Origin of the sequence: Amycolatopsis acididurans, from assembly GCF_012328925.1 — a bacterium.
Classification (GTDB): Bacteria; Actinomycetota; Actinomycetes; order Mycobacteriales; family Pseudonocardiaceae; genus Amycolatopsis_E; species Amycolatopsis_E acididurans.
Window position 1 is genome coordinate 14,152 of the sequence record NZ_JAAXLS010000027.1, and the last position, 25,132, is coordinate 39,283.

Consider the following 25,132-nt stretch of genomic DNA (forward strand, 5'->3'; position numbering starts at 1 on the left):
GTGTCCACGTTGTCCGGTTCAAGACACCGAACCCGTGGGGAGTGACCGATGGGCACCGCGATCACCGTGATCGTGCTCGTACTGATCATCGTCGGCGGTATCGCGTTCTTCGCGCGGTCGCAGGCGCAGGCGCGGCAGCGCCAGCTCGAGGACGCCAAGGCCGACGCCCGGCGGCTCGTCGAGCGCCTCGGCGGCCAGGTGCTCAACCTGACCGGCACCGACGTCGCCTCCCAGCAGGCGCTGGCCGACGCCTCGGAGCGGTACAACGCCGCCGGTTCCCAGCTGGAGCAGGCCAAAACCGCCGAGCAGGCCAGGCTGGTCAAGGAAACCGCGCTCGAAGGCCTCTACTACGTCCGCGCGGCGCGCACCGCCATGGGCATCGACCCCGGCCCGAAGCTGCCCGAGGAAATCCAGCGCGAGCAGGCCGGCAAGGTGACCGAGCACCGCAAGGTCGACGTCGAGGGCCAGAGCTACGAGGCCTCCCCCGACCCCGGTGCCGGCACGCCGTACTACTACCCCGGTGGCCGCGTGGCCGGGCGGCCGGTGCCGCAGGGCTGGTACAGCACGCCGTGGTGGAAGACCGCGCTGGTCGCGGGCGCCTGGGGCATCGGCTCGATGCTCCTGTTCGACGCGATGTTCTCCGGCATGTCGGGCATCGCCAGCGCGCAGGCCTGGGAGTCCGGCTACGACGCGGGCCAGGAGGACGCCATGGCCGACATGGGTGACGGCGGAGACATGGGCGGCGACATGGGTGCAGACATGGGCGGCGATTCCGGCGGAGACTTCGGTGGCGCCGATTTCGGCGGAGACTTCGGTGGTGGCGACTTCGGCGGCGGAATGGACTTCTAGCCGCACCGGCGGCCGGGCCCCTCGCGACAGCACGAGGGGCCTGTTTCGCTTCAGGCGGGCTGGCAGACCGGGCACCAGTAGAGGTTGCGGCCCGCGAGTTCCTTGTGCGCCACCGGCGTTCCGCACACCAGGCACGGCTGCCCGGTGCGCCGGTACACATACACCTCGCCGCCGTGCCGGTCCTGCCGCGGCGCCCGGCCCGTGACCTCCGGCAGGTGCTCGTCGGCGACGGTGTCGATCCGCCCGCTGCGCACCCCGGCGCGCATGAGCACCACGAGGTCGTCCCAGATTTCCTTCCACTGCACGGGATCCAGCGATCTTCCCGGCAGCATCGGGTTGATTCCGTGCCGGAACAGCACCTCGGCGCGATAGACGTTGCCCACCCCGGCGAGCACCGACTGGTCCATCAGCAGCGCCGCCAGCGACGTCCGCGACGCGGAGATCCGCTCGAAGGCCCGCTCCGGTCGCGCGTCGCGGCGCAGCGGATCGGGACCGAGCCTCGCCTTGATCGCGTCAACCTGGTCGGGCATCAGGAGCTCGCACCGGTTGGGGCCGCGCAGATCCGTCCAATGTGTACTACCGATGAGCCGCATCCGCACCTGACCGACGGGCGGCAGCGCCGGCAGTTTCGCCTCGCTGAACGTTCCGTACAGTCCAAGATGGATATGCACGGTGCCGGGCTCGTAATGGTGGAACAGGTGCTTGCCGTGGGCCTCGGCCTTGACCAGCACCTGTCCATCCACAGCGGACGCTTCGGTGAACTTGCCCTGCGGGCTGGAGACCCGCACCGGTGCGCCGCCGTAGCGGCGCTGGTGCAGGCGGGCGAGCCGGTGGAGGGTGTGCCCCTCGGGCATCAGGCGGGCAGCGGCGGCGGCGTGCCCGTGCGCTCGTAGTCGAGCAGCTGCTGCACGCGGCGGCCGTGCCGCTCCTCCGGCGAGGGCGGGGTGGACAGGAAAGCGTCGACGATCGCGGTGGCTTCCTCGACGGTGTGCATCCGCGCACCGACGCCGATCAGCTGCGCGTGGTTGTGCTCGCGGGCCAGCTGCGCGATCTCCGGCTTCCAGGCCAGCGCGGCCCGGGCGCCCCGTACCTTGTTCGCCGCGATCTGCTCGCCGTTGCCGGAGCCGCCGATGACGATGCCGAGGCTGCCTTCGTCGGCCACCACGCGCCGCGCCGTCTCGATGCAGAACGCCGGATAGTCGTCCTGCGCGTCGTAGACGGCGGGCCCGATGTCGGTCACTTCATGGCCCTGCCCCTTGAGGTAGGTCACCAGGTGGTTCTTCAGCTCGAAACCGGCATGGTCGGATCCCAGATACACACGCACGGCGGTGAGTCTGCCATCCTCTCGCGCATGCGATGGACGGAGGTCGGCGACGGGGTCCTCGCCCGCCGGCACGAGCACCTCGATCTCACGCTCGGCCTGGTCATCGGCACCGAACGCTGCCTGGTGATCGACACCGGCGGCGACGAGACACAGGGCGCCGAATACGCCGCCGCGGTGCGCGGGATCACGTCCCTGCCGTGGGTGGTCGTCATCACGCACGCCCATTTCGACCACCATTTCGGCACCCGCGCGTTCCTGCCCTGTCCGGTCTGGGCCCACGAACGGTGTGCCGCCGCGATGAACGACGACCGTCCGGAGTGGGTGGAAACGTTTCGGCGCGAAGGAAAACCCGAACTGGCCCGCCGCCTCGCCGCGGCGCGGCCGGTGCCGCCGACGGACGTCCTCACCGCCGAGGTCACGCTCGACCTCGGCGGCCGCGCCGTCACGCTATTGCACCCCGGCCGCGCCCACACCGACCACGACGTGGCCGTGCACGTCCCGGGCGCGGGCGTCGTGTTCACCGGTGACCTCGTCGAAGCGGAACCCGCGATCGGGCCGGACTCCCACGTCCGCGAGTGGCCGGCCGCGCTGGACCGGCTGCTGGATCTCGGCGCGCACACCTACGTGCCAGGGCACGGCGACCCGGTCGGCGCCGAGTTCGTGCGCGCGCAGCGGGACCGGCTCAGTCGAAGTTGAGGCCGCCGGTGCGGGTGCGCTTCAGCTCGAAGAAGTCGGGGTAGCTCGACAGGGCGAGCGCACCGTCGAACACCTTCGCCGCGTCCTCGCCGCGCGGGATGGACGAGAGCACCGGGCCGAAGAACGCGACGCCGTCGATGTGGATGGTCGGTGTGCCGACGTCCATGCCGACCGGGTCCATGCCCTCGTGGTGGCTCTTCTCGAGCGCCTCGTCGTACTCCGTGGACTTCGCGGCGGCGGCGAGTTCCGCCGGCGCGCCGATGACGTCCAGCGCCTCGGCGAGCACCGCGTCGATGTCCTTGTTGTCCTGGTTGTGGTAGCGGGTGCCGAACTCGGTGTAGAAGTCACGCAGCACCGCTTCGCCCTCGGCCTGCGAGAGCGCGACGGCGACGCGCACCGGCCCCCACGCCCGCTCCATCAGCTGCTGGTACTCCTCCGGCAGGTCACGCCCGGAGTTGAGCACGGCGAGGCTCATGATCCGGAAATGCAGGTCGAGGTCGCGATGCTTCTCGACCTCCAGGATCCATCGCGAGGTGATCCACGCGAACGGGCAGACCGGGTCGAAGTAGAAGTCAACGCGCGGGCGCTCAGCAGCCATGTGTCCTCTCCCTGTGGTCTCGGGCGCGAAATAACCCTCGACCGGGCCAACAGCTCACGAACCTGCCTTGTTCCCCACCGCATACATGATTGGATAGCGGGATAGCCGAAAGAGACCACCGCTAGTGCTACGAGGTGCCTGTGCCCGCCCCTAACCTGACCCGCGACCAAGCAAAGCAGCGTGCCGGCCTGCTGGAAGTCGAGTCCTACGACATCGCTCTGGACCTCACTGACGGTAACGGCGGTCCGGGTGAGAGAACGTTCGACTCGACCACCACCATCCGGTTCTCCAGCGCGCGGGCCGGGGAGAGTTCCTGGGTCGACATCGTCGCCGCCAGGGTCCGTTCGGCCACGCTGAACGGCAAGGCGCTGGACGTCTCCTCCTACGTCGAGGACGACGGCATCGCGCTGCCGGAGCTGGCAACCACCAACGAACTGGTCGTCGAAGCCGACTGCCGCTACATGAACACCGGTGAGGGCCTGCACCGGTTCGTCGACCCGGTCGACGACGCCGTCTACCTCTACACCCAGTTCGAGACGGCCGACGCCAAGCGCATGTTCGCCTGCTTCGACCAGCCCGACCTCAAGTCCACCTACCGCCTGACGGTCACCGCGCCCAGCGACTGGAAGGTGGTGTCCAACGCGCAGGCCGAGGCCACCGAGAAGACGCCGGAGGGCGCCACCCGGACGGTGTTCGCCGTCTCGGAGCGCATCTCGACCTATCTGGTCGCGCTGATCGCGGGCCCGTACGCCGAGTGGCACGACCAGTACACCGACGAGCACGGCACGATCCCGCTGGGCATCTACTGCCGCGCGTCGCTGGCCGAGCACATGGACGCCGAGCGCCTGTTCACCGAGACCAAGCAGGGCTTCGGCTTCTACCACAAGGCGTTCGAGACCACATACCCGTTCTCGAAGTACGACCAGCTGTTCGTGCCGGAGTTCAACGCCGGCGCGATGGAGAACGCCGGCGCGGTCACGTTCCTCGAGGACTACGTGTTCCGCAGCCGCGTCACCCGCTACTCCTACGAGCGCCGCGCCGAGACGCTGCTGCACGAGATGGCGCACATGTGGTTCGGCGATCTGGTCACCATGCGCTGGTGGGACGACCTGTGGCTGAACGAGTCGTTCGCGACGTTCGCCAGCGTCCTGGCGCAGGCCGAGGCGACCGAGTACAAGCACGCGTGGACCAGCTTCGCCAACATCGAGAAGTCCTGGGCCTACCGCCAGGACCAGCTGCCCTCGACGCATCCGATCGCGGCCGACATCGTCGATCTGCAGGCGGTCGAGGTGAACTTCGACGGCATCACCTACGCCAAGGGCGCGAGCGTGCTCAAGCAGCTCGTGTCCTACGTCGGGCTGGACAACTTCCTCGCGGGCCTGCGGGTCTACTTCGGCAAACACGCGTGGGGCAACGCGACGCTGGCCGATCTGCTGGCCGCGCTGGAGCAGGCCTCCGGTCGTGACCTGTCGGGCTGGAGCGCGCAGTGGCTGGAAACCACCGGGCTGAACTCGCTGCGGCCACGGTTCGAGACCGACGGCGAGGGCCGCTTCACGAAGTTCGCGGTCGTGCAGACCGGCGCGAAGCCGGGCGCGGGTGAGCTGCGCACGCACCGGATCGCGGTGGGCGTCTACGACGACGTGGACGGCAAGCTGGTCCGCGTCAAGCGGGTCGAGCTCGACGTCGCGGGCGAGGTCACCGAGGTGGCCGAGCTGATCGGCGCCAGGGCGGGCAAGCTCGTGCTGGTCAACGACGACGACCTGACCTACTGCACGATGCGGCTCGACGCCGGATCGCTGACCACGCTGGTCGACCGGATCGCCGACATCACCGAACCGCTCCCCCGCACACTGTGCTGGTCCGCGGCGTGGGAGATGACGCGCGAGGCGGAGCTCAAGGCCAGGGACTTCGTCGCGATCGTCTCGCACGGCATCCACGCCGAAACCGAGGTCGGCGTCGTGCAGCGGCTGCTGCTACAGGCGCAGACGGCGCTGAACTCCTACGCCGAGCAGCAGTGGGCGGCCGAGCGGGGCTGGCCCGAGTTCACCGCGCGCCTGCTGGAACTGGCGCGGGCGGCCGAGCCGGGTTCGGATCACCAGCTGGCGTTCGCCAACGCGCTCGCCGGCTCCGTGCTGAACGACGAGCAGCTGGACGTGCTGGCGGGCTGGCTGGACGGGTCAGTACCGCTGGAGGGGCTCACGGTCGACGCGGATCTGCGCTGGCGGCTGCTCAAGGCGCTGGTCGCGCACGGCAGGACCGGCGACGCCGAGATCGACGCCGAACTGGCCCGTGACGACACGGCGACCGGCCGCAGGCACGCGGAGTCGGCACGGGCACTGCGCCCCGACGCCGAGGCGAAGGCCGAGGCGTGGCGCCGCGCGATCTACGACGACGAACTGCCCAACGCGATGAGCAACGCGATCATCGGCGGGTTCTCCCACCCCGGCCAGAAGGACCTGCTGATTGGTTACGTCGGCGAGTACTTCGCGGTGATCGACGAGGTGTGGCAGCGGCGGTCCAGCGAGCGGGCGCAGCCCGTGGTCGTCGGCCTGTTCCCCGCCTGGGCCGTCGAGCAGTCCACTGTGGACGCGGCCGACGCGTGGCTGGCGCAGGACAAGCCCGCCGCACTGCGCCGCCTGGTCTCCGAAGGCCGCGCGGGCATCGTCCGCGCGCTGGCGGCGCGAGAGTTCGACGAGAGCTGACCGACCACGGCAAAGGGCGCTCTCACCGGCTGGTGAGAGCGCCCTTGTGGTTGGCCCTGGACTAGTGCGGTGCGTGACCGGCCTGGTCGGAGAGCATGCGCAGGCCGGACACCAGCCCGCCGACGAGGTCGCCCTCCTTGAAGGAGGCGACCATGCTCATCACGGCCAGCTTCGCGGCGCGGTCGGGCAGGCGCTGGAACGCCTCGGCCCCGGTGACCAGCTCGACGACGCGCTCGCCCGGCGAGACGGCGATCAGGACGGCGTTGCCCGCGCCCTCGCCGATGGAGGCGTGCAGCTTCTCCGCCGCGACGCGGGTGTCGCCGCCCAGCTCGCCGAGGTAGACGCTGAAGTCGATGCCGGTCTCCCGGCTCGCCAGGGTCAGCGCCTCGTCGAGACGGGCCAGCTGGGGCACGCTGAATGGGCTGGACGGAGCAGCGGGCTCGTACATCTTCGCGACCGAGCGCCGCCCGGTCGGGGTGATGCCGACACCGAACTCGGGTTCGGCGGACTCGGTCTGCTGAACCAGTTCACCAGCTTCCACGGGCACCTCCTGCTGCCGTCCCCGACGCCGCTTCGCCGGAGCTCACCGGCCGGTGGGCACCGACGCCCGCCGGATTGCCGCTCCACCACATGGGCGGGTACTCCCAGGGCTGGCCGGGGCGGTACCTCGGCGTCGCGGCGAACTTCGACCGCAGCGTCACCAGCGCGACCACCGCGTAGATCGCGGCCGGGATCAGCGCGAAGACCAGGATCGTCTCGACGATGTTCACACCTGGCAGCGTAGCGGTCGGGTCGCGTCGTCGTTGAAAGTGTCGGCGCTGAGGCCAAAAGTGTCGGCGCCGACCGTTCGTCGTGTCCGGTTCGCCGTCCGCCGTGTGCCGCGCATGCGTTCGCGCAATGGGCCGAAGACCTCTGCCGCGAAAGGTCGCAACTCACCGTGCGGCTGGGTGCACTCAGCGCTATCGGCTTGTCCGGAGGATCAAATGCTCGTAGTTTTTCACCTGTACGGGCCTTGCGCCCCGGCTCCCCATCCCAATCAGTAACGCCCAGGGTCCCCGGAGGATACAAAATGAACCTCACCCTTACCCCCGCTCAGAGCAATGCCGACCACGTTCGGTCAACGGCCGCAGCTACTCAGAGTTGTGGGACGCGAGTCACCCGAGGCACGCGGGTGACGTCGGGCACGAGGGTCACCCGGGGCACACGTGTGACGCGAGGCACAAGGGTCACCGCGGGCACGAGGGTCACGCGAGGCACCCGAGTCACCAGGGGCACGAGGGTGACCAGCGGCACAAGGGTCACGCGTGACAGCACCACGAGGGGCACGCGAGTCACCTGTGGCACGCGAGTGACGAGGGGGACGCGAGTCACGAGCGGCACGAGGGTCACGGCCGCCTGAGCAGGGTCAGCGCTGCGTGAGCACGAGGGGCAGCGCTGCCTGAGCACGGTCAGCGCCGCCCGAGCACGAGGGGCAGCGCTGCCTGAGCCAGCACCAACGGCATCGCCGGACGAGGACGTCGGCGCGCCCCGGCCGCCCACGAGGGCAGCCGGGGCGCCGGCGTAAACAGGCCCCTGCGCTAACGCTCGGCTCCGGCCGGGCCCGGCCCGCCTCGCCGCTCCCGACGGCCGCGGCATCAGCACCGAGCGGCCGGGTGTCCCGCGCACCACCGCAGCCCGAACCCGACCCGGCGACCGCCACCGAGAACCCGGCGCCGGACAAAAGTCAGGCGGCCACCCCGAGGTATGGCCGCCATAACGGATCCGCGTCACCGGAGTGCGCGAGCAGCCTCCAGTGCGGACCGTGTGGCGCCGTTGGCACCACACGCAGATGCCACTCCAGTTCGGACAGCAGCTTGTCGGCTTTGCGGTGATTGCACTTCGCACAGCAGGCGACGCAGTTCTGCCAGCTGTGCGCGCCACCCCGGCTGCGCGGGATGACGTGATCGATGGTCTCCGCCCTGCCACCGCAGTACGCGCAGCGGTAACGGTCCCGGTGCATGAGCCCGGCCCTGGTCAGCGGCACCTGCGCCCGGTACGGCACACGAACGTAGGTGGACAGCCGGATCACCGACGGCACCGGAAGCGACACCGTGGCCGCGTGCAGTTCGAGCCCGCCGGGATCGCCGTGCACGACCTCGGCCTTGCCGCACATGACGAGCACCACGGCCCGCCGCAGCGGCAACGCCGTCAGCGGCTCGTAGGTGGCGTTGAGCAGAAGCACGCGCCGCCTCCCCCAGGAGGGGGCGGTGCCGGCCGACGGATCCCGCCCTCTACGCTGTCCGGGCGGTCGGCTTCCCCGGCCGCCGCCCCGGGATGGCCCACTCAAGAGGTGGCCGCTCGGCGCGGTGCCACCAGGGTAGGCACGCAGAACTACCTCCGGCGCCTGCCCGGCCACGTCGTGGTCGGGGACGCCGAGGGGGATCGGTTGTCGGTCTGGCACTCGACCACCTCCACCGGTGCAGCCATAGTCGACCACAGATCACCCCGGAAATGCACCTGTGTTAGAAGACGTGTCCTGTGAGATCTGTCCGACGTTCCTTGTGAAGCCGGGCCCGACCGGCGAGAAAGGGGCCACGTTCCCACGTGAATCCATTGCTCACCGAAACCCCCGAGTGCGTCACGCAGCAGGACTCCTGGTGCTACCAGGTGTTCCAGGTCACACACAACGAGTGGCTCGCCGCTTCGGCGGGCTGGCTCATCGCGAAGCCGATCAAGATCATCCTGATTCTGCTCGTAGCGTTCGTGATCCGGTGGCTGCTGCGCAAGCTGATCGACCGGGTCACCACGATCCCCCGCAACAACGGCCGCAAGATGCCTGCGCTCCTGCGTCCCCTGCGCGACCGCGCCGGCGACCTGCTCGGCCCGGTGACGCTCGAACGCCGACGCCAGCGTGCCAGGACGATCGGCTCGGTGCTCAAGTCGCTGACATCGTTCATCGTGCTCGGGCTCGCCACGCTGCAGGTGCTCGCAGAACTCGGGCTCAACCTCGGCCCGATCATCGCCTCGGCCGGGATCGTCGGCGTCGCGCTCGGCTTCGGTGCGCAGAACCTGGTCAAGGACTTCCTGTCCGGGATGTTCATGATGATCGAGGACCAGTACGGCGTGGGTGACGTCGTCGACGTCGGCGAGGCCAGCGGCACCGTCGAGGCCGTCGGCCTGCGGATCACCACGTTGCGCGACGTCAAGGGCACCGTCTGGTACGTGCGCAACGGTGAGGTGCTGCGGGTCGGCAACTCCAGCCAGGGCTACGCCAACGCCGTGGTCGACGCGCCGCTGAGCTACTCCGCCGACGTGGAGCGCGCGGTCGAGGTGCTCACCCAGGCGGCGGCCGACGCCGTGGCGTCCGAGCCGCTGTCGGAGGACGTGCTGGAGCCGCCCGAGGTGCTCGGTGTGGAACGCGTCACACCGGAGGGCATCGAGATCCGGCTGACGGTCAAGACCCGGCCCGGCAAGCAGTGGTCGGTGCAGCGTGCGCTGCGGGCCCGCGTGATCGCGGCGCTCGAGGAGGCCGGGTTCGAACCGCCGCTCGGCCGGTTCCTGAGTCAGACCAACTCCAACGGCACGGCACAATAGGGGCATGGCCGAACCGACCGGAGACCCGCTGACCTTCTACCAGGCCGTCGGAGGCGAGCCGACCTTCCGCAAGATCGTCGCGCGCTTCTACGCCGAAGTCGCGAACGACGAGGTGCTGCGGCCGCTGTATCCGGAACAGGATCTCGGTCCGGCGGAGGAGCGGCTGCGGCTGTTCCTGATGCAGTACTGGGGCGGCCCGCACACCTACTCCGACAACCGCGGCCACCCGCGCCTGCGGATGCGGCACGTGCCGTTCAAGATCGGCCCGATCGAGCGTGACGCGTGGCTGCGTGCGATGCGCGTCGCGGTGGACGAGGCCGATCTTCCCGAGCCGCTGGCGCGGCAGCTGTGGGAGTACCTGGAGATGGCGGCACACAGCCTGATGAACAGCTTCGAGTAGGCGGTTTTCCGCCTACAGCCCGAAGGCGCCGCCCTCGATCAGGATGGTCGCGCCGATGCCGATCAGCACTACGGGCAGCAGGATGTGTCCCCACCGGGACAACGCTCGCGCGACCAGCGGGCGCCCGGCGAGGAACCAGCTGATCGCGCACCACACGGCGACCCCGGCCAGGAACACCAGGACATAACCGACCATGCTCGCGGTCCCGGCGACCGCGAACACCGGCACGTACACGCCGATGTTGTCCCCGCCGTTGGCGAAGGTCACCGCGGCCACCTGGAGCACGCCCGCTCCCGAGGCGGCAGGAGCCTCATCGCCCGCGTCCCGGCGGCTGTTCCAGGCTCGCCGCGCGGCGCGCAGTCCGAGCAGCAGCGGCAGCAGTCCCAGGTACGGGATCGCCGATCCGGGCAGCAGGCCCGCGCCCAGCGCACCGGCCACCGACGCCGCCAGTATCCCGGCGAACCCGAGGTACTGCCCTGCCGCCACTCGCGCGGCGGCGGCGCGCTCATGGCCCGCGTGGCCGAAGAACACCGCCAATACCAGCATGTCGTCGATATTGGTCGCCGCGAACATGCCCGCGGCCTGGCCGAGCACCCTCAACTCCACCGGTGCGTTTTCAGAACAGCAGCGGCAGCAGTGCCTGGCGGCGGCGCAGCACCGCGCCGTACCGGGCGTCCAGGCGCAGCCACGAGCCGGTCGCGGTCACCCGCACCACATCCTCCGGTATCGATGAGTCGACAAAACCCATTCCGGACAGCGCGAACAGGCAGCGCATCGGGATCTTGACCTCGGACGCGTCGCCGCTGACCGTGAGCACCGTCTGATCCATCAGCGACGCTGGCGGCGTGCCGTGCGGGCCCGCGTTCTCCCGCGCCAGCGTCACGCCGCGGTCGGTCAGCTCCGAGACGACGCGCACCGGCACGTCGTCGATGTGCTGCCAGTGACCGCCGATCGGCAGCTCGGCGTGCCACATCAGATCCCGCGGCGGGCCCGGGTCGATCCGGTCACCCCGCGCGATGGTGAGCGACGCGAGCAGCTCGCTGCCGGAGACCGTGACGTCGTTCGGCAGGATCTCGCCGTGCACCGCCCTGGTCGCGAGCACCTCGAACGGCGTCACGACCCACGCCTCCAGCACCCGCGGGTCCCGGTTGCGCAGGCGAACCACGCTCTGCCCGTCCAGGCGCACCGCGCGTGCCACGAACGCGCCGAGCGTCTCGCGGTCGGCGTCCTCGGCCACCCGCAGTTCGGTGGCGGTACGCGGATGGGTGCTCTCAGTCATCGGCGCCTTCCAGCCTCGTGCGCAGGAACGCCCGTTCCTCCTCGGTGAGCCGCCGCGGCCGCTCCGTCGCGACCTCGTAGGGCGCGAGCACGGTCTGCGCCGTGACGGCCACCTTGTCCTCCTGCAATGGTCCACTGTGGACTGTGTAGCCGAGTGTAAGAGACGCGAACTTGAGGTCCCGCAAGGCGACATCGACCCGGATCTGCTGGCCGTTCACCACGATCGGCGCGTGGTAGCGCACCGCGAGATCGACCACCACCATGCCCTTCGCGAACTCGGCGAGCCCGGCCCGGCCCGCCTCGTCGAACAGCAACGGGACACGGGCCTCTTCGAGCAACGTCACCATTTTCGCGTGATTGACGTGCCCGAACACATCCATGTCCGACCAGCGCGGCCGGACCATCGCTACGTACACCACTACCTCACTGTGCTCCGGAGCTGACGCGCGGCCACCGAGAGGGTGGCCAGGTCAAGCCTGCCGGAACGGCTGATCTCGTCCAGCGCGACCCTGGCCCTGGCCAGCCGCGACGCGTTGGCCTTCTCCCACTGGGCGATCTTCTCCTCCGGCGAGTCCTCCGGATCGCTGTGCCGCAGCGCGTCCAGCGTGATCGCCCGCAGCGACGAGTACACGTCGTCACGCAGCGACAGCCGCGCCAGCGCGTGCCAGCGGTTGCCGCGCTCGAGCGCGCTGATCGACGTCAGCAGCTTGTCGACGTCGAGGTGCGCGGACAGCGCGTAGTACAGCTCCGCCGTTTCCTGCGGGCTGCGCTCGGTCTCGGCCCGCGCCTCCCGCTCGGCCAGCTCGGTGACCTCGATGACGTCGAGCAGCCCGTAGCCGTCCAGCAGCGTCGCGACCCGGTTCGCCAGTTCGCGCGGCACGCCTTCACCGGTCAGTGCGGCCGTCTTCTCCTCGACGGCGTCCGCCTCGCGGCCGCGGACCAGGCCCGCCACCGCCGGAGCGAGTTCGGCGATGGTGGTGCCGAAGCGGCTGATCTCGGCGCCGACCGCGAGCGGCTGCGGCCGGTTGGCCAGGAACCACCGCGACGCGCGGTCGAGGAGGCGACGCGACTCCAGGGCCATCGCGTCGCCGGTCTCGGTCGGCACGACGTTGTCCAGCGCGTTGATCGCCGTCCACAGCGAGCCGAGATCGAACACGCGGGTCACCACGGTGAACGCGCGGATCGCGTCGGTGGCGGTGGCGTTCATCTCCTCGGCGAGCCGGAACGCGTAGGAGATGCCGCCGCCGTCGACGACCTCGTTCACCAGCAGGGTGCTGATGATCTGGCGGCGCAGCGGGTGCTGGCCGATGTTGTCGGCGAAGCGTTCCCGCAGCGGCTTCGGGAAGTACTCCGGCAGCCTGCGCGCGAACACCTCCGCGTCGGGCAGCTCGCTGGCCAGCACGTCGTCCTTCAGGTCGAGCTTGACGTGCGCGAGCAGGCTCGCCAGTTCCGGCGAAGTCAGGCCCTTGCCCGCCTGCTCCAGCTGCAGGAACCCGTCCACGCTCGGCAGTGATTCCAGCTCGCGGTCCAGCGCGCCGGAGGACTCCAGGTCGGCGACCAGCCGCTCGTGCACCGAGACCATCGCGTTCGCGTGCGCGCGGCTGACGCCGAGCACCTCGTTCTGCCGGTAGTTGTCGGCCAGCACCAGCTCGGCGACCTCGTCGGTCATCTCGTGCAGCAGTTCGTTGCGCGATTCGCGTTCCAGCTGCCCGGCCGTCACCAGGTGGTCGAGCAGGATCTTGATGTTGACCTCGTGGTCGGAGCAGTCCACCCCGGCGGAGTTGTCCAGCGCGTCGGTGTTGATCTTGCCGCCGCGGCGGGCGAACTCGATGCGGCCACGCTGGGTGAGCCCGAGGTTGCCGCCCTCGCCGACCACCTTGACCCGCAGGTCGGCCCCGTTGACGCGCACGGCGTCGTTGGCCTTGTCGCCCGCGTCGGCGTGCGTCTCGTCCTGTGCCTTGACGTAGGTGCCGATCCCGCCGTTCCACAGCAGGTCGACGGGGGCGAGCAGGATCGCCCTGATCAGCTCGGCCGGCGACAGCGTCGTGATCTCGTCGCCGAGCCCGAGCGCGCGCCGCACCTGCGGCGTGAGCGGGATGGTCTTGGCGCTGCGGGGATGGATGCCCCCGCCTTCGCTGATCAGCGAGCGGTCGTAGTCGTCCCAGGACGAGCGCGGCAGTTCGAACAGCCGCTTGCGCTCCCGGAACGACGAGGCCGCATCCGGGTCGGGGTCGAGGAAGATGTGCATGTGGTTGAACGCGGCCACCAGCCGGATGTGCTCCGAGAGCAGCATCCCGTTGCCGAAGACGTCCCCGGCCATGTCGCCCACGCCGACGACCGTGAAGTCCTCGCTCTGGGTGTCCACGCCCAGTTCGCGGAAATGCCGCCGCACGCTCTCCCACGCGCCGCGGGCGGTGATGCCCATCGCCTTGTGGTCGTAGCCGACGGACCCGCCGGAGGCGAACGCGTCGCCGAGCCAGAAGCCGTAGTCACCGGCGACCTCGTTGGCGATGTCGGAGAACGTCGCAGTCCCCTTGTCCGCGGCGACGACCAGGTAGCTGTCGTCGCCGTCGTAGCGCACCACGTCGTTGGCGGGCACCGTCTTGCCCTCGACCAGGTTGTCGGTCAGGTCCAGCAGCCCCGAGATGAACATGCGGTAGCAGGCGATGCCCTCGTTGAGCTGGGCATCGCGGTCCACGCCAGGGTCCCCGGTCGGCGCCGGCGGGCGCTTGACCACGAACCCGCCCTTCGCGCCGACCGGCACGATGACCGCGTTCTTCACGGCCTGCGCCTTGACCAGCCCGAGAATCTCGGTGCGGAAGTCCTCGCGGCGGTCGGACCACCGCAGCCCGCCGCGGGCGACGGCGCCGAAGCGCAGGTGCACGCCCTCCACGCGCGGCGAGTACACGAAGATCTCGTACTTCGGCCGCGGCTCGGGCAGGTCGGGCACGCTCTGCGGGTCGAGTTTGAACGCCAGGTACGAGCGGCCGGCGACCCGGTAGTTCGTGCGCAGCGTGGCGTTGATGACGGCGAGCAGCCTGCGCAGGATCCGGTCCTCGTCGAGGCTGGTGACCTTGTCGATCATCGCGGTGATCTCGGCGGCCATCGTTTCGCCCTGGACGTCGGTATCAGGGTCGGTGGCCAGGTCGAAGCGGTGCTCGAACAGGGCGAGCAGCGCGGTCGCGATGTCGCAGTGCGCGAGGACGGTGTTTTCGATGTACTCCTGGGAGTAGGGCGCCCGGGCCTGGCGCAGGTAGCGCGAGTAGGCGCGCAGGACGGCCGCCTGGCGCCAGGTGAGGCCGGCGCGCAGGACGAGGCTGTTGTAGCCGTCGACCTCGCACTCGCCGCGCCAGGCGGCACGGAAGGCGTCCTGGAAGCGGACCTGCAGGTCGCGTTCGGCCTCGTCGGTCAGGCCTTCCAGCACGCGCTGACTGATGCGCAGGCCGAAGTCGTAGATCCAGGAGCGGGTGCCGTCCTCGCGGTGCAGGTCGTACGGGCGCTCGTCGACGACCTCGACGCCCATGCGCTGCAGCACCGGCAGCACGGCCGACAGCGTGACGCCCTCGCCGAGCAGGAACAGCTTGAACCGCCGCTCCCCCGGTTCGGCGTCGTCGGGCACGTAGAACGACATGGCGAGGTCGCCCTCGCCGTCGAGGCCTTCGAGCTCGCGCAGATCGGCGAGGGCTTCCACGGCGCTGAAGTCCTCTTTGTACGCCTCCGGGAAGATCCCCGCGTAGCGCTGCCCGAGTTCGGTCGCCGACTCCTCGCCCAGCGGCCCGGCCGCGCGGCCCGCCTCCCCGGCGCGTTCCCGGCGCTCGGCCAGAATCGCCTCCACCATCAGGTCGTCCCAGCCGCGCACGGCGGAGTTGAGACGTTCCTGGATGCGCAGGGTGTCGGGTTCGAGCTTGCGCGACGGGTCCGTGTGCACGATGAAGTGCACTTGCGCCAGCGCGGTCTCGCCGACGCGGGTGCCGTATTCGAGGTTCGTGCCTTCGAGTTCGGCGAGCAGCACTTCCTGCATCGCCAGCCGGGACCGCGTGTTGTAGCGGTCGCGCGGCAGGAACACCAGGCACGAGTAGAAACGGCCGTAGGGGTCACGGCGCAGGAACAGCCGCAGCCGGCGCCGGTCGGACAGTGTGATGGCGCCGATGGCGGTGGAGTAGAGCGAATCGTGGTCGGCGGAGAACAGGTCGGCACGCGGCCAGTTCTGCAGGACCTCGAGCATGCGCTGGCCGGAGTAGGACTCCATCGGGTAGCCGGCGCGGTGGATGACGTCGCGGACCTTGCGGGAGACGACCGGGATGTCGAGGACGTCCTCGTGCAGGGCGCTGGTGGTGAACATGCCGAGGAAGCGGTGTTCGCCGGTGACGTTGCCGCGCTCGTCGAAGGTCTTCACGCCCACGTAGTAGGGGTACACCGGGCGGTGCACTGTGGACGGTGCGCTGGCCTGGGTGAGGATGAGCAGCGTCGGCGCGAGTGCGGTCGCGGCGCTGTCCGGGCCCGCGGTGAGGCTGCGGGCCGCGAGGCTGTCCTGGCGGAGCACGCCAAGGCCCGAGGCCAGCGCCGCGCGCAGAGCGGGGTCGTCGTCACCGGGCTCGCCTTCGACCAGTTCGTAGCGCCGGTAGCCGAGGAAGGTGAAGTGGCCGTCGACGAGCCAGCGCAGCAGCGCGGCCGTGCTGGCGATGTCCTCGCGCGGAAGCGGCGGTGGGGTGGCCTCCAGCTCGGCGGCGAGGTCGAGCGCGGCGCGGGCCATCTTGTCGGTGTCCTCGACGACCTCGCGCACATCGGCGAGGACGGAGGCGAGGCGGGTGTCGAGCTCGCGGGCGCGGTTGGGGTCGGTGATCAGGTCGATCTCGACGTACATCCACGATTCGACGGAAGCACCCTCCGGCGGTTCGGCGGCGTCGGCCTCCGGGTGGATTTCCCGCAGCTGACCGGTGATGTCGCGCGTGACGACGACGATGGGGTGTACCAGACGCTGCACCTGGATACCGTCGCGAGAGAGCTTCGCGGTGATCGAGTCGACCAGGTAGGGCATGTCGTCGGTGACGATCTGGACGACGGTGGCGTCGCGGGTCCAGCCGTCCTCGGCGGTGGTGGGGTTGAGCAGGCGGACGGCGGGCCGGCCGGGCACCCGCTGCTCGGCGAACTGGCAGTGGGAGCGGACGGCGCCGACGAGGTCCTTGGGGTCGTCGCCGAGCACCTCTTCGGCGGGGATGTGGCGGTAGTAGAGACGGATGAGGGCGGCAATGTCAGGTGCCTGCTGCGCCGCGGCTTCGATCAGCTCGTCCCGGATCTGCTCCGGGCTCGCCGGCCGCCGCTGCGGTGCTCCGTGCCCGGTGAGGCCACCGGGGCGCGAGGAAACGCCTGTCGAGCTCATTTCAGGTAACTCTCCACTGAGCCATGATCACACGCCAATAGGACGAACAGCCCCACCCTAGTGCGAAGCGCGGACACGGCAGCCGGAGAGTTCCCATGGCCCGGCTCCGCCCCACCGGCCCGGCGAGGCGGAGCCGGTGTGGGGTCAGTTGCCGGCGTAGACGTACGGCTTGAGCGGCGGCTCGGACGACACGTGCGGGTGCAGCGCGAGTTCCGTGGTCACCGCACCGAGCGCCGAACCGTAGTCGGTCGCGAACCGCGCCGGATCCACGCCGGGCATGAACACGCGGCCGCAGGCCTCGCGCGAAACCCGTGCCGGATCGGCCGGGCCGGGATGGGTCAGCGCGTCCATCGCGATCGCGTACGCGGCCGGGTCGTAGGTGCCGACGGCGAGATGTTCGGAGGCCAGATCGGCGGGGCAGATGTCCTGGATCGCGACGTTGGTGATCTGCCCGCCGCCGCCGTGCAGGCTGGTCGTGCCGGTGCTGTCGAGGTTCGGCTGCACGAACTCGTCGGTGCGGGTGTAGATGTCGGTGTAGGAGATGCCGGGGAAGGTTTCCTGGCCCGAGTTCATGGCCCTGGTGTAGTTCGAGTTGAACGTCTGTTGCCACAGTGCGGGCGCGCAGCCGGCCACCGGCGGGCACATCGCGTTGACCACCAGGCTGCCGTGGTTGGTCGCGCCGAACGCGACGTAGTCATCGACCATGGGCCGCAGATCGGGCCAGAAGCGCAGCGCGAACCGGGGTTCGGTGCCGCCCTGGCTGTGCCCCAGGATGTCGACCTTGCGGCCGCTGATCCGGTGTACGTAGCGGATCGCGTTGACGACGTACTCCGCGGAGACCTGCGCGTCGGACATCGCCTGGTCCGGCTCGGTCACGGCGCAGTAGGGCCGACCGAGCGCGTCGAGCGCGTGGAACCAGTTCCAGCCGAAATCCTGCTGCGGTGTCACGGTGGTGCCCTGCACGAACAGCACGACGTTCTCGGTCGCCGCGGTGGCGTTCGCCGTGCAGGTGATGCTTTTCGCCAGTTCCCCGGCGGGCACGCTGAGCGCGGGCCCGGGCCGGGCCACCGGCGCGAAGGCCGGCGATTCGGCGGCGGCCGCGGGTGCCGAGACGGTGACGGCCAACAGCGCCGCCGCCAGGAGAACACGGTAAAGGCGCATCGTTGCTACCTTCCTGTCTGTCCACAACGGATCCACTTTGGATGCGGCGCACCATAACCGCACCGTCGCCGTCGATGCAACATATCTGAAAATGTTGCATCCGGTTGTGGGTCGCCGTAGAGTCCGTTCCGTGACCGCGGACGTGTCTTGGGAACAGCTGGCCGCCGGCGCGGCGATCGATTCCGCGCGCCGCCAGCCCGCCACTCGGTTGTCGGGAGAGCTGTACGGTGCGCGGCCGACGGGCAACGCCGGGCCCCGCGAGGCGCTACGGGCGGCGCGCCGGAGTTTCGTCGCCGGAGAGCGGATCGACATGGGAGCACTGGCCGGCACGCTCGGAGTCGACAGGGCGACGCTGTTCCGCTGGGTCGGCAACAGGGACGAGTTGTTGTCCGAGGTGATCTGGTCGCTGTGCCTGCCGACCTGGCAGCGTGCCGTCCGGATGGCCGAGGGAACCGGTGTGGCGCGGGTGATGTCGGTGTTCCGCGCGTTCAGTGGCGACATCATCAACGCCGGGTTCTTCCGTGCTTATCTCCGGCGTGAGCGCGAGCGGGCGCTACGGCTGCTCACCACGCGCGCCGGCGTGCACCAGAGCCGGGTGATCGCGCTGATCGAAGGGCTGTTGCGGGCCGAGCAGCAGAGCTCGGGTCTCACCCTGCCCCTGCCGGTGCACGACATGGCCTACGTGATGACTCGCGTGGTGGAGTCGTTCATCTACGCCGACCTGATCATCGGCGAAGAACCCGACGCCGCGAAGGCCGCTGCCGCCGTCGGCGCCCTGCTCGGCCCCGCATCGGGTTAGCGGTGACACGGGCGCTGGTACGGGGGGTGCTGGCCCGGGGTGTCGGCCCGGGGTGTCGGCCCGGGGGTGCTGGCCCGGGGGTGCTGGCCCGGGAGCGCCGGTCCGGGGACGGCAGGTCCGGCACTGACCCGGAAGCACCGGTCCGAGGATGCCGGTCCGGGGACGCAGCCCCGAGCGCCTGACCGGGGGCGCCTTCTGCGTGACGGGCGGGCTCTCGACGCGATGTCGACCGCCGCGGTCATCGGTTGCAGCGCGTCCGCACCGACGTTCGGTCTCAGCCCGGCAGCCAGCGCCCGCCCATCGCATCCGGGCGGTCGCTGCGACGATCGCCAGCAGCACCACAACCACGCACCACCCCACAGCGACGCAATGGCCTCCACAACGTTCACCGCGACGTCCACCTTCGGCGCGGGCGCTGGCGCCTTAAGTCAGGTCTCGGTGCGGTGGCGGCCGTTGCCGCGGGCTTCGCCGTTGCGGCTGTGGCCGTTGACCGTCCGCGTCGCGTCGTCGCCCGTGCCGAGCCGCTTCACGAGTGCCGCGGCGCTCGTTGTCCCGGCCTGGTGTTCCGCGAGTGCCCTCGCGAGCAGGTCGGCGAGTCCCGCGTCTTCGGGCAAGTCATCGTCGAGAAACGAGGTGCTCTGGCCCGCGTGGAAGGGCTGGAGGCCGTCGTCCTCGATGTTCGGAGTACTCGTGAAGTGCGTCTCGGACTTTGCGGGCGACGTGTCGTCGGCGTGGTCGTCAAAGGGCTCCAGCGATGGAGGCAGCCGCAGCTTGGGCAGCCAGTCCTCGTTGACCTTGACGCCGCGTCCCTCATCCGAGCCGGTCGTGCCCGCTGCGTCTTTCCCGGAGCCAGCCTCGACCGAGTCGACATGAGCAGAGTCATCCTCGGCCGACTCACCACCGCCAGACGCCACCCGGCGAGTGCCTTCTCCGGCCGAATCGCGGGCAGCTGAAACGTCCTCGACGGAGGCATCGGCAACCGAGCCATCTTGACCCGGACCGTCTTCAGCCGAGCGATCCCGCGCCCGGCGGCGTCCGCCCGAGCTTTCCTCGGCGGCACCAACCGAGTCGCGTTGGGGCACATCACGTTCCGTCGAAGCGCGTCCTGCCGCGTCGTGTCGGGCCGAGGCGGTCCCGGCCGCCTCCGCAGCCTTCGCTGCGGCGCCGGCATCCGGCTCGCTGCCCGTCCCGGCGCCCGTCGCCGACCCGCCATCCCCGGCGTATACCGCCGAGTCGGCATCGTCCAGCCGGCTCAAGTCGAGGCCATTGTGCTTCCCTGACCCCGCGTTCTGCTCTTTGACCCCGGCAGACGCTTTGACGCCACTGCGGTCTTGGCCGCCGGCGCCGTTTCCAGTCTCCGAAACAACGTCGGGCGCTTCGTGTATCGCGTCGGCCGACGGGGCGGCCTCGTTGGTCGCCCGCACCTCCGCCGAATCGGCGCTCGCCGTGCGGGACGTCTCCTCCCCTACGTCCGCTTCGCGACGCCGTCCAGGGTCGGAGTCGGATGCTCGCCGCCTGCCCCCGACACCTGACCCGGGCGAGATACCCAGCCGATCCAGAACCGACCGTGCCGCAACCGAACCGTGCTCCGAATCGTGCCGCGTCTTCGGCTTGTTCGCCGCGTCCTCGTGCTGATCGGTGACCGCGTCGTCGTGATTCGCGGCGCGGTCTCGACGCCTCCGCCCGACGGTCGAGCCGCTAGCCGGACCCTCGGTACGGTCGTCACCCGCGTCGGCGGCAGCCGTGTCACCGCGCTCGACAGGCGAGTCTCCGCGCCCGTCGCCAGACGAGTCCTCGCGCTGCCCGCCATCGCGGCCGGACGCGCCACTGCCTTCGGCCGCGCCAGTATCGAGGCCCACAGCGGCGTTCGCTTCGCGTCGCCCCGCTTCAGGATCACTCGACGCCGCCCCACCCGTCACCGAACCGTGATCGGCCGCGTGCGCGGCTCGGCGCTGCTCGACGCCGGGAGCGGTTCCAGTCGCGGAACCGTCGTCGCCCCCGGCAGTGTGGCGCCGCTCTGGCTGGCCGTTAACGGTGTGAGCGGCTTCAGACCGCTCGTCGTTGTGGCTGGTCTTGCCGGTTCCTGCTGAACCGTTCGTCGCCTGCCGCGCGGTGTCGGATTTCGCCGGAGTCGGCTCGAAGATCAACGAGAACCGGTGAGCGGGTTCATCCGCGGGCGCGGGCGCCAAAGGCAGATCCGGCACACCTGCCGAATCGTCCCACGCGAATTTCCTGGACTTATGGGCGGACTCATCAGCGGCCGACACTGACGTGTCAGATCCCCGCGAGACTCCGCGAGTCTCCCGGTGGTCTCCGCGAGTTTCCCAATGGTCTCCGTCAGCTGCCCGGTGGTCACCGTCGATGCTCCGGGAGTTTCCGCTAGCTTCCCGCCGGTCCGCATCGACTTTCGAGCGATCCCCGCCAGCTTCCCGGTGGTCACCGTCAACTTTCCAGCGGTCCCCACCGGCTGCCCGGTGGTCACCGTCAACTTCCCGGCGATCCCCGCCAGCCGCCCGGTGGTCACCGTCAAGTTCCCGGCGATCCCCGCCAGCCGCCCGGTGATCACCGTCAACTTCCCGGCGGTCCCCACCAGTTTCCCGGTGGTCACCGTCGATGCTCCGGAAGTCTGCGTCAGTCCGGCGGTCCTCGCCCGCGGTCTGCCCGCGTTCGTCGGTAGCCTTTCCCGGCTCGTCTGCCGTCCGCATCGGCGCCTCGCCATGCACGGAAGCAAGCCGCAACTCACGCGAGCCCTGCTGCTCATTGGATGCCCACGTCGCGGTGCCCGCCCGGGGCGCCACGCCGAGAATCTCGTCGAGGTCGACCGACGCGTGGCCGCCGTTGCCGAATTCGCCGGTCAGCAAACCCATCGCTTGCCTGCGCGACCGGGCGTAAAGATGCTCGGCGGCCCTGGTCTGATGCAGGCACTCGATAGCCTCGTCGGCGCGCCCCAGTCGTTGCTCAACGTTGGAAAGCTCGGCCCACAAACGCGAAGTCAGCGAATGCAGGCCGTGCCGTTCGGTGCTGTACACGGCGTCCCGCAACATCCCGGCCGCCGCTTCGACTCCGCCCGAGGGCAGCAGGATTCGCGTCGCGACCGCCATCCGAAGCCAGCCGAGCGGCGCGGTGGCCGCCGCGCGCACCGGCTCGTCGAGCAGCGGTTGCGCGATCTCCAACGCGTTCTCCATGTCACCCCGGTCGAGCAACGAGCACACGAGATGGAGGATCAGCCGGGAGCGTACGACTCCCCCGTCGCGACCCGGGTCGTCCAGTTGTTCCAGCAGCCCCAGACCGGTGCGCGCCGCGTCTCCGGCCCCCAGGGTGTCCGCGTGCCGGCGCCGGTGCGCGGACATGCCGACCCGTAGGTAAGCCCGTGCGAGCAGCCGGTCGTCACCGTCCAAGCTGTCGTCGCCGCCGCACAGCTTGTCGGCTTCGACGAAGGCTCGGTCGAGTTCCGGCTTGCGACCGAACTGCGAGAGACAACCCACCAGCTGGCACAACGCGGCAGCCTTGTCAGCCCCGGCGAACGCCGTCGTCGCCAGCACTGGCCTCAAGGCGGCGAGCCCCGTCAGCGGCGCTCCGACACTGCGCGCGCACACCGCGAGATCGGTGCGAAGGCGCGCACCCAGCTCGATCTCACCGAGATCCTCGGCCGCACGCAGCACGGCGACCGCACGCCCGACCGTGTCCGCACGCAAGCCGAGCCGGACGCGCGCCGCGACGACCAGTCCCTCGGCACGCACCCACAACTTGTCGGAGTCGGCGGTCTCCGCCAATGCCGCGGCACGCTCACCGAGAACCAGAACCAGCTCGGGCGCGCGCAGGCTGAACTCAGCGGCCTGCCGGAGCAGCCGCTCGATCGCTTGCGTCTCGCTGTTACCGGTCGGGTTCCATCCAGTGACGCGCGCCTCGGGCGGGCTGGACCGGATGTGCTTGGTGGCTACCACGTGGGGACTCCGCTTCAGTGTTGGCTCAAGCGTGCTCGCTCGGCGCGCCGGTCAATCGCGCGTCAACTTGCGGTGAGTCACCCGGTGTGGCCGGGCCGCCTCCGCTCCCATGCGTTCGATCTTGTTCTTCTCGTAGCCTTCGAAGTTGCCCTCGAACCAGAACCATTTGGCCGGGTTCTCGTCGTCGCCTTCCCAGGCGAGGATGTGCGTGGCCACGCGGTCGAGGAACCACCGGTCGTGCGAGATGACCACAGCACACCCGGGGAACTGTTCGAGCGCGTTTTCCAGAGAACCCAGCGTTTCGACGTCCAGGTCGTTGGTCGGCTCGTCCAGCAGGATCAGGTTTCCACCCTGCTTAAGCGTCATCGCGAGGTTCAGCCGGTTGCGCTCACCACCGGAGAGCACGCCGGCGGGCTTCTGCTGGTCCGGCCCCTTGAAACCGAACGCACTGACGTAGGCCCGCGACGGCATCTCGGTCTGCCCGACGTGGATGAAGTCCAGTCCGTCGGACACGACCTCCCACACCGTCTTCTTCGGGTCGATGCCGGCCCGGTTCTGGTCCACATAGGACAGCTTGACCGTCTCACCGATCTTGACGTCGCCCGAGTCGGCCTTCTCGAGTCCGACGATCGTCTTGAACAGCGTCGTCTTACCGACACCGTTCGGGCCGATCACACCGACGATGCCGTTGCGCGGCAGATCGAACGACAGGTCGTCGATCAGCAGCCGGTCGTCGAAGCCCTTACTCAGGTGACTGACCTCGACCACCACGCTGCCCAACCGCGGGCCCGGCGGAATCTGGATCTCCTCGAAGTCGAGCTTGCGCGTGCGCTCGGCCTCGGCGGCCATCTCCTCGTAGCGGTCCAGACGGGCGCGGGACTTCGTCTGGCGCGCCTTGGCGTTGGAGCGGACCCACTCGAGCTCGTTCTTGAGTCGCTTGGCCAGCTTCGCGTCCTTCTTGCCCTGCACCTCCAATCGTTCACGCTTCTTCTCGAGGTAGGTCGAGTAGTTGCCCTCGTAGCCGACGACCCGGCCGCGGTCGAGCTCCATGATCCACTGCGCGACGTTGTCCAGGAAGTACCGGTCGTGGGTCACGGCGAGGACGGCACCGGGGTAGCTGGCCAGGAACTGCTCCAGCCACAGCACACTTTCCGCGTCGAGGTGGTTGGTGGGCTCGTCGAGCAGCAACAGGTCCGGCTTGGACAGCAGCAGCTTGCACAGCGCCACCCGGCGACGCTCACCACCGGAAAGATGAGTCACGGGCTCGTCCGGCGGCGGGCAGCGCAGTGCGTCCATCGCCTGCTCCAGCTGCGAGTCCAGCTCCCACGCGTCCGCGTGGTCGAGGTCCTCCTGCAGCCGGCCCATCTCCTCCATCAGCTCGTCGCTGTAGTCGGTGGCCATCTGCTCGGCGATCTCGTTGAAGCGGTCGAGCTTCACCTTGACGTCGCCGAGCCCCTCCTCGACGTTGCCCCGCACGGTCTTGTCCTCGTTGAGCGGCGGCTCCTGGAGCAAGATCCCTACCGACGCGCCGGGCTGCAGGAAGGCTTCCCCATTGCTCGGCTGATCGAGTCCCGCCATGATCTTGAGGACGGTGGACTTACCGGCCCCGTTCGGACCCACGACGCCGATCTTGGCGCCTGGGTAGAACGCGGTGCTGACGTCGTCGAGGATGACCTTGTCCCCGACGGTCTTGCGCACCTTTTTCATGGTGTAGATGAACTCGGCCATAAGGTCGATCGTAGAGCCGAGCCAAGCGCGACCGAACGGCGGTCACCATCCAGGAACCCAGCGTGACCCCCTGCTCACCTTCGGAACATCAGATCAACTACCGCCCGGGCCCGCTCCCTCAGGCGATCGGCACGGGTTCAGCGGCCTCAACGAGCATGTTCCGTTCGGATGGATTCGAAGCTTTGCGGGCGTCACCTCCTCTGCCGGGTTCGTCGACGCCGGCGCGCTGAGCTGGGGCCACGCACCGCAGCAAGTTGGGTCCGACGGCCAAGGCCTCAACCTCAGGTACAGCGCGAGCCTCTCGCCCCTGCTCGCGGCCGCTCATGTAAAGCCGCCCGTTGACGATGACCGGATCGCCCTTGCGCACCGACACGCGGACACCCGCAGCCAACCTGCGCCAGCACCTCACGCGCACCCTGAAATGCCGACCGTCGACCCACCTTTCCCTGGCCTTGTCGTAACGCCGCTCGTTGCTGCGCAACCAGAAACTCACCATCTCGTGCCCGCGCTCGCCCACTCGCCTGACCTCGAGTTCGCTGCACACCGTGCCGATCAACGTGACCGGGGTTTCGCCTGCCGCCATCACCCGCACCCTTTCCTGCCTCTCGGTCCGTGTCCGTTGAGATCAGCCTGGCGGCAGCGGGCACGCGAGGAAAGGGAGAAATGGCGTGGCTGTGGATAACCGGGGGTGTGTGGACAA

20 protein-coding genes are annotated in these 25,132 nt (G+C 69.6%); 6 read left to right on the forward strand and 14 right to left on the reverse strand.

Going from position 1 to position 25,132, the window contains the following annotated elements:
- Positions 1-48: 48 nt before the first annotated feature.
- Positions 49-849: a hypothetical protein gene (locus tag HFP15_RS28310; RefSeq protein WP_168519814.1), complete on the forward strand. Its 801-nt coding sequence runs from the start codon at positions 49-51 to the stop codon at positions 847-849.
- A 50-nt stretch (positions 850-899) separates the two neighbouring features.
- Here HFP15_RS28310 and HFP15_RS28315 read toward each other — a convergent pair whose 3' ends face one another.
- Both HFP15_RS28315 and HFP15_RS28320 read right to left on the reverse strand, forming a co-directional pair.
- Positions 900-1,703, reverse strand: a complete 804-nt coding sequence (locus HFP15_RS28315; protein ID WP_168519815.1) for an Fpg/Nei family DNA glycosylase — start codon at positions 1,701-1,703, stop codon at positions 900-902.
- Entirely contained in the window at positions 1,703-2,173 is a 471-nt protein-coding gene (locus HFP15_RS28320; RefSeq protein ID WP_168519816.1) for a ribose-5-phosphate isomerase, read from the reverse strand. The genes HFP15_RS28315 and HFP15_RS28320 overlap by 1 nt, the downstream gene beginning before the upstream one ends.
- Positions 2,174-2,200: 27 nt before the next feature.
- On the opposite strand from HFP15_RS28320, the gene HFP15_RS28325 reads away from it, so the two are divergent.
- Positions 2,201-2,869, forward strand: a complete 669-nt coding sequence (locus HFP15_RS28325; protein WP_168519817.1) for an MBL fold metallo-hydrolase — start codon at positions 2,201-2,203, stop codon at positions 2,867-2,869.
- Here the strand turns inward: HFP15_RS28325 and HFP15_RS28330 are convergent.
- Positions 2,856-3,467 (reverse strand): mycothiol-dependent nitroreductase Rv2466c family protein, encoded by a 612-nt coding sequence (locus HFP15_RS28330; RefSeq protein WP_168519818.1) that lies wholly within the window; start codon positions 3,465-3,467, stop codon positions 2,856-2,858. The two genes, HFP15_RS28325 and HFP15_RS28330, sit on opposite strands and share 14 nt — an antisense overlap.
- Before the next feature lie 140 nt (positions 3,468-3,607).
- Here HFP15_RS28330 and pepN point away from each other — a divergent pair, with 140 nt between their 5' ends.
- Positions 3,608-6,169, forward strand: a complete 2,562-nt coding sequence (gene pepN / locus HFP15_RS28335; RefSeq protein WP_168519819.1) for an aminopeptidase N — start codon at positions 3,608-3,610, stop codon at positions 6,167-6,169.
- A 61-nt stretch (positions 6,170-6,230) separates the two neighbouring features.
- Here the strand turns inward: pepN and HFP15_RS28340 are convergent, their stop codons facing one another.
- The 3 genes from HFP15_RS28340 to HFP15_RS28355 form a co-directional block, all read right to left on the reverse strand.
- Complete coding sequence (locus HFP15_RS28340; protein ID WP_168519820.1) at positions 6,231-6,710, reverse strand: DUF5130 family protein; 480 nt, start codon at positions 6,708-6,710, stop codon at positions 6,231-6,233.
- Entirely contained in the window at positions 6,697-6,939 is a 243-nt protein-coding gene (gene ctaJ, locus HFP15_RS28345; RefSeq protein ID WP_168519821.1) for an aa3-type cytochrome oxidase subunit CtaJ, read from the reverse strand. The genes HFP15_RS28340 and ctaJ overlap by 14 nt, the downstream gene beginning before the upstream one ends.
- Before the next feature lie 953 nt (positions 6,940-7,892).
- Positions 7,893-8,390: an HNH endonuclease gene (locus HFP15_RS28355; RefSeq protein WP_168519823.1), complete on the reverse strand. Its 498-nt coding sequence runs from the start codon at positions 8,388-8,390 to the stop codon at positions 7,893-7,895.
- 362 nt (positions 8,391-8,752) lie between these two features.
- Here HFP15_RS28355 and HFP15_RS28360 point away from each other — a divergent pair, with 362 nt between their 5' ends.
- Positions 8,753-9,742, forward strand: coding sequence for a mechanosensitive ion channel family protein (locus tag HFP15_RS28360; protein ID WP_168519824.1), 990 nt, complete (start codon positions 8,753-8,755; stop codon positions 9,740-9,742).
- 4 nt (positions 9,743-9,746) lie between these two features.
- Entirely contained in the window at positions 9,747-10,142 is a 396-nt protein-coding gene (locus tag HFP15_RS28365; RefSeq protein ID WP_168519825.1) for a globin, read from the forward strand.
- 12 nt (positions 10,143-10,154) lie between these two features.
- Here the strand turns inward: HFP15_RS28365 and HFP15_RS28370 are convergent, their stop codons facing one another.
- The 5 genes from HFP15_RS28370 to HFP15_RS28390 form a co-directional block, all read right to left on the reverse strand.
- Positions 10,155-10,748 carry a cadmium resistance transporter gene (locus tag HFP15_RS28370; RefSeq protein WP_312871786.1) on the reverse strand — a complete coding sequence of 198 codons (594 nt, stop codon included), beginning with the start codon at positions 10,746-10,748 and terminating at the stop codon, positions 10,155-10,157.
- Between the two features lie 10 nt (positions 10,749-10,758).
- Entirely contained in the window at positions 10,759-11,421 is a 663-nt protein-coding gene (locus tag HFP15_RS28375) for a DUF8185 domain-containing protein (RefSeq protein WP_168519826.1), read from the reverse strand.
- Positions 11,414-11,836, reverse strand: coding sequence for an acyl-CoA thioesterase (locus HFP15_RS28380; RefSeq protein WP_168519868.1), 423 nt, complete (start codon positions 11,834-11,836; stop codon positions 11,414-11,416). Before HFP15_RS28380 ends, HFP15_RS28375 begins: the two co-directional genes overlap by 8 nt.
- Before the next feature lie 2 nt (positions 11,837-11,838).
- The gene (locus tag HFP15_RS28385) at positions 11,839-16,800 is read right to left on the reverse strand and encodes an NAD-glutamate dehydrogenase (RefSeq protein ID WP_168519827.1); all 4,962 of its coding nucleotides are present in this window, start codon (positions 16,798-16,800) and stop codon (positions 11,839-11,841) included.
- Positions 16,801-16,944: 144 nt separating this feature from the next.
- The gene (locus tag HFP15_RS28390) at positions 16,945-17,961 is read right to left on the reverse strand and encodes a lipase family alpha/beta hydrolase (RefSeq protein WP_168519828.1); all 1,017 of its coding nucleotides are present in this window, start codon (positions 17,959-17,961) and stop codon (positions 16,945-16,947) included.
- Positions 17,962-18,091: 130 nt separating this feature from the next.
- Between HFP15_RS28390 and HFP15_RS28395 the strand changes: the two genes are divergently transcribed.
- On the forward strand, positions 18,092-18,760 hold the full coding sequence (locus tag HFP15_RS28395) for a QsdR family transcriptional regulator (RefSeq protein ID WP_312871787.1): 669 nt from the start codon (positions 18,092-18,094) through the stop codon (positions 18,758-18,760).
- A gap of 428 nt (positions 18,761-19,188) precedes the next feature.
- Here HFP15_RS28395 and HFP15_RS28400 read toward each other — a convergent pair whose 3' ends face one another.
- The 3 genes from HFP15_RS28400 to HFP15_RS28410 all read right to left on the reverse strand — a co-directional run bounded on the left by HFP15_RS28400 (position 19,189) and on the right by HFP15_RS28410 (position 25,015).
- Positions 19,189-22,704: a hypothetical protein gene (locus HFP15_RS28400; protein ID WP_168519801.1), complete on the reverse strand. Its 3,516-nt coding sequence runs from the start codon at positions 22,702-22,704 to the stop codon at positions 19,189-19,191.
- 51 nt (positions 22,705-22,755) lie between these two features.
- Entirely contained in the window at positions 22,756-24,432 is a 1,677-nt protein-coding gene (gene ettA / locus HFP15_RS28405) for an energy-dependent translational throttle protein EttA (protein ID WP_168519830.1), read from the reverse strand.
- Positions 24,433-24,550: 118 nt separating this feature from the next.
- The gene (locus tag HFP15_RS28410; RefSeq protein ID WP_168519831.1) at positions 24,551-25,015 is read right to left on the reverse strand and encodes a single-stranded DNA-binding protein; all 465 of its coding nucleotides are present in this window, start codon (positions 25,013-25,015) and stop codon (positions 24,551-24,553) included.
- Positions 25,016-25,132 lie beyond the last annotated feature (117 nt).

What these genes read in the sequence shown, in the direction of transcription:
- HFP15_RS28310 (WP_168519814.1), top strand. Translation starts at nt 49, where the DNA reads ATGGGCACCGCGATCACCGTGATCGTGCTCGTACTGATCATCGTCGGC.
- HFP15_RS28315 (WP_168519815.1), bottom strand. Translation starts at nt 1,703, where the DNA reads ATGCCCGAGGGGCACACCCTCCACCGGCTCGCCCGCCTGCACCAGCGC.
- HFP15_RS28325 (WP_168519817.1), top strand. Translation starts at nt 2,201, where the DNA reads ATGCGATGGACGGAGGTCGGCGACGGGGTCCTCGCCCGCCGGCACGAG.
- HFP15_RS28330 (WP_168519818.1), bottom strand. Translation starts at nt 3,467, where the DNA reads ATGGCTGCTGAGCGCCCGCGCGTTGACTTCTACTTCGACCCGGTCTGC.
- HFP15_RS28365 (WP_168519825.1), top strand. Translation starts at nt 9,747, where the DNA reads ATGGCCGAACCGACCGGAGACCCGCTGACCTTCTACCAGGCCGTCGGA.
- HFP15_RS28375 (WP_168519826.1), bottom strand. Translation starts at nt 11,421, where the DNA reads ATGACTGAGAGCACCCATCCGCGTACCGCCACCGAACTGCGGGTGGCC.
- HFP15_RS28385 (WP_168519827.1), bottom strand. Translation starts at nt 16,800, where the DNA reads ATGAGCTCGACAGGCGTTTCCTCGCGCCCCGGTGGCCTCACCGGGCAC.
- HFP15_RS28390 (WP_168519828.1), bottom strand. Translation starts at nt 17,961, where the DNA reads ATGCGCCTTTACCGTGTTCTCCTGGCGGCGGCGCTGTTGGCCGTCACC.
- ettA (WP_168519830.1), bottom strand. Translation starts at nt 24,432, where the DNA reads ATGGCCGAGTTCATCTACACCATGAAAAAGGTGCGCAAGACCGTCGGG.
- HFP15_RS28410 (WP_168519831.1), bottom strand. Translation starts at nt 25,015, where the DNA reads ATGGCGGCAGGCGAAACCCCGGTCACGTTGATCGGCACGGTGTGCAGC.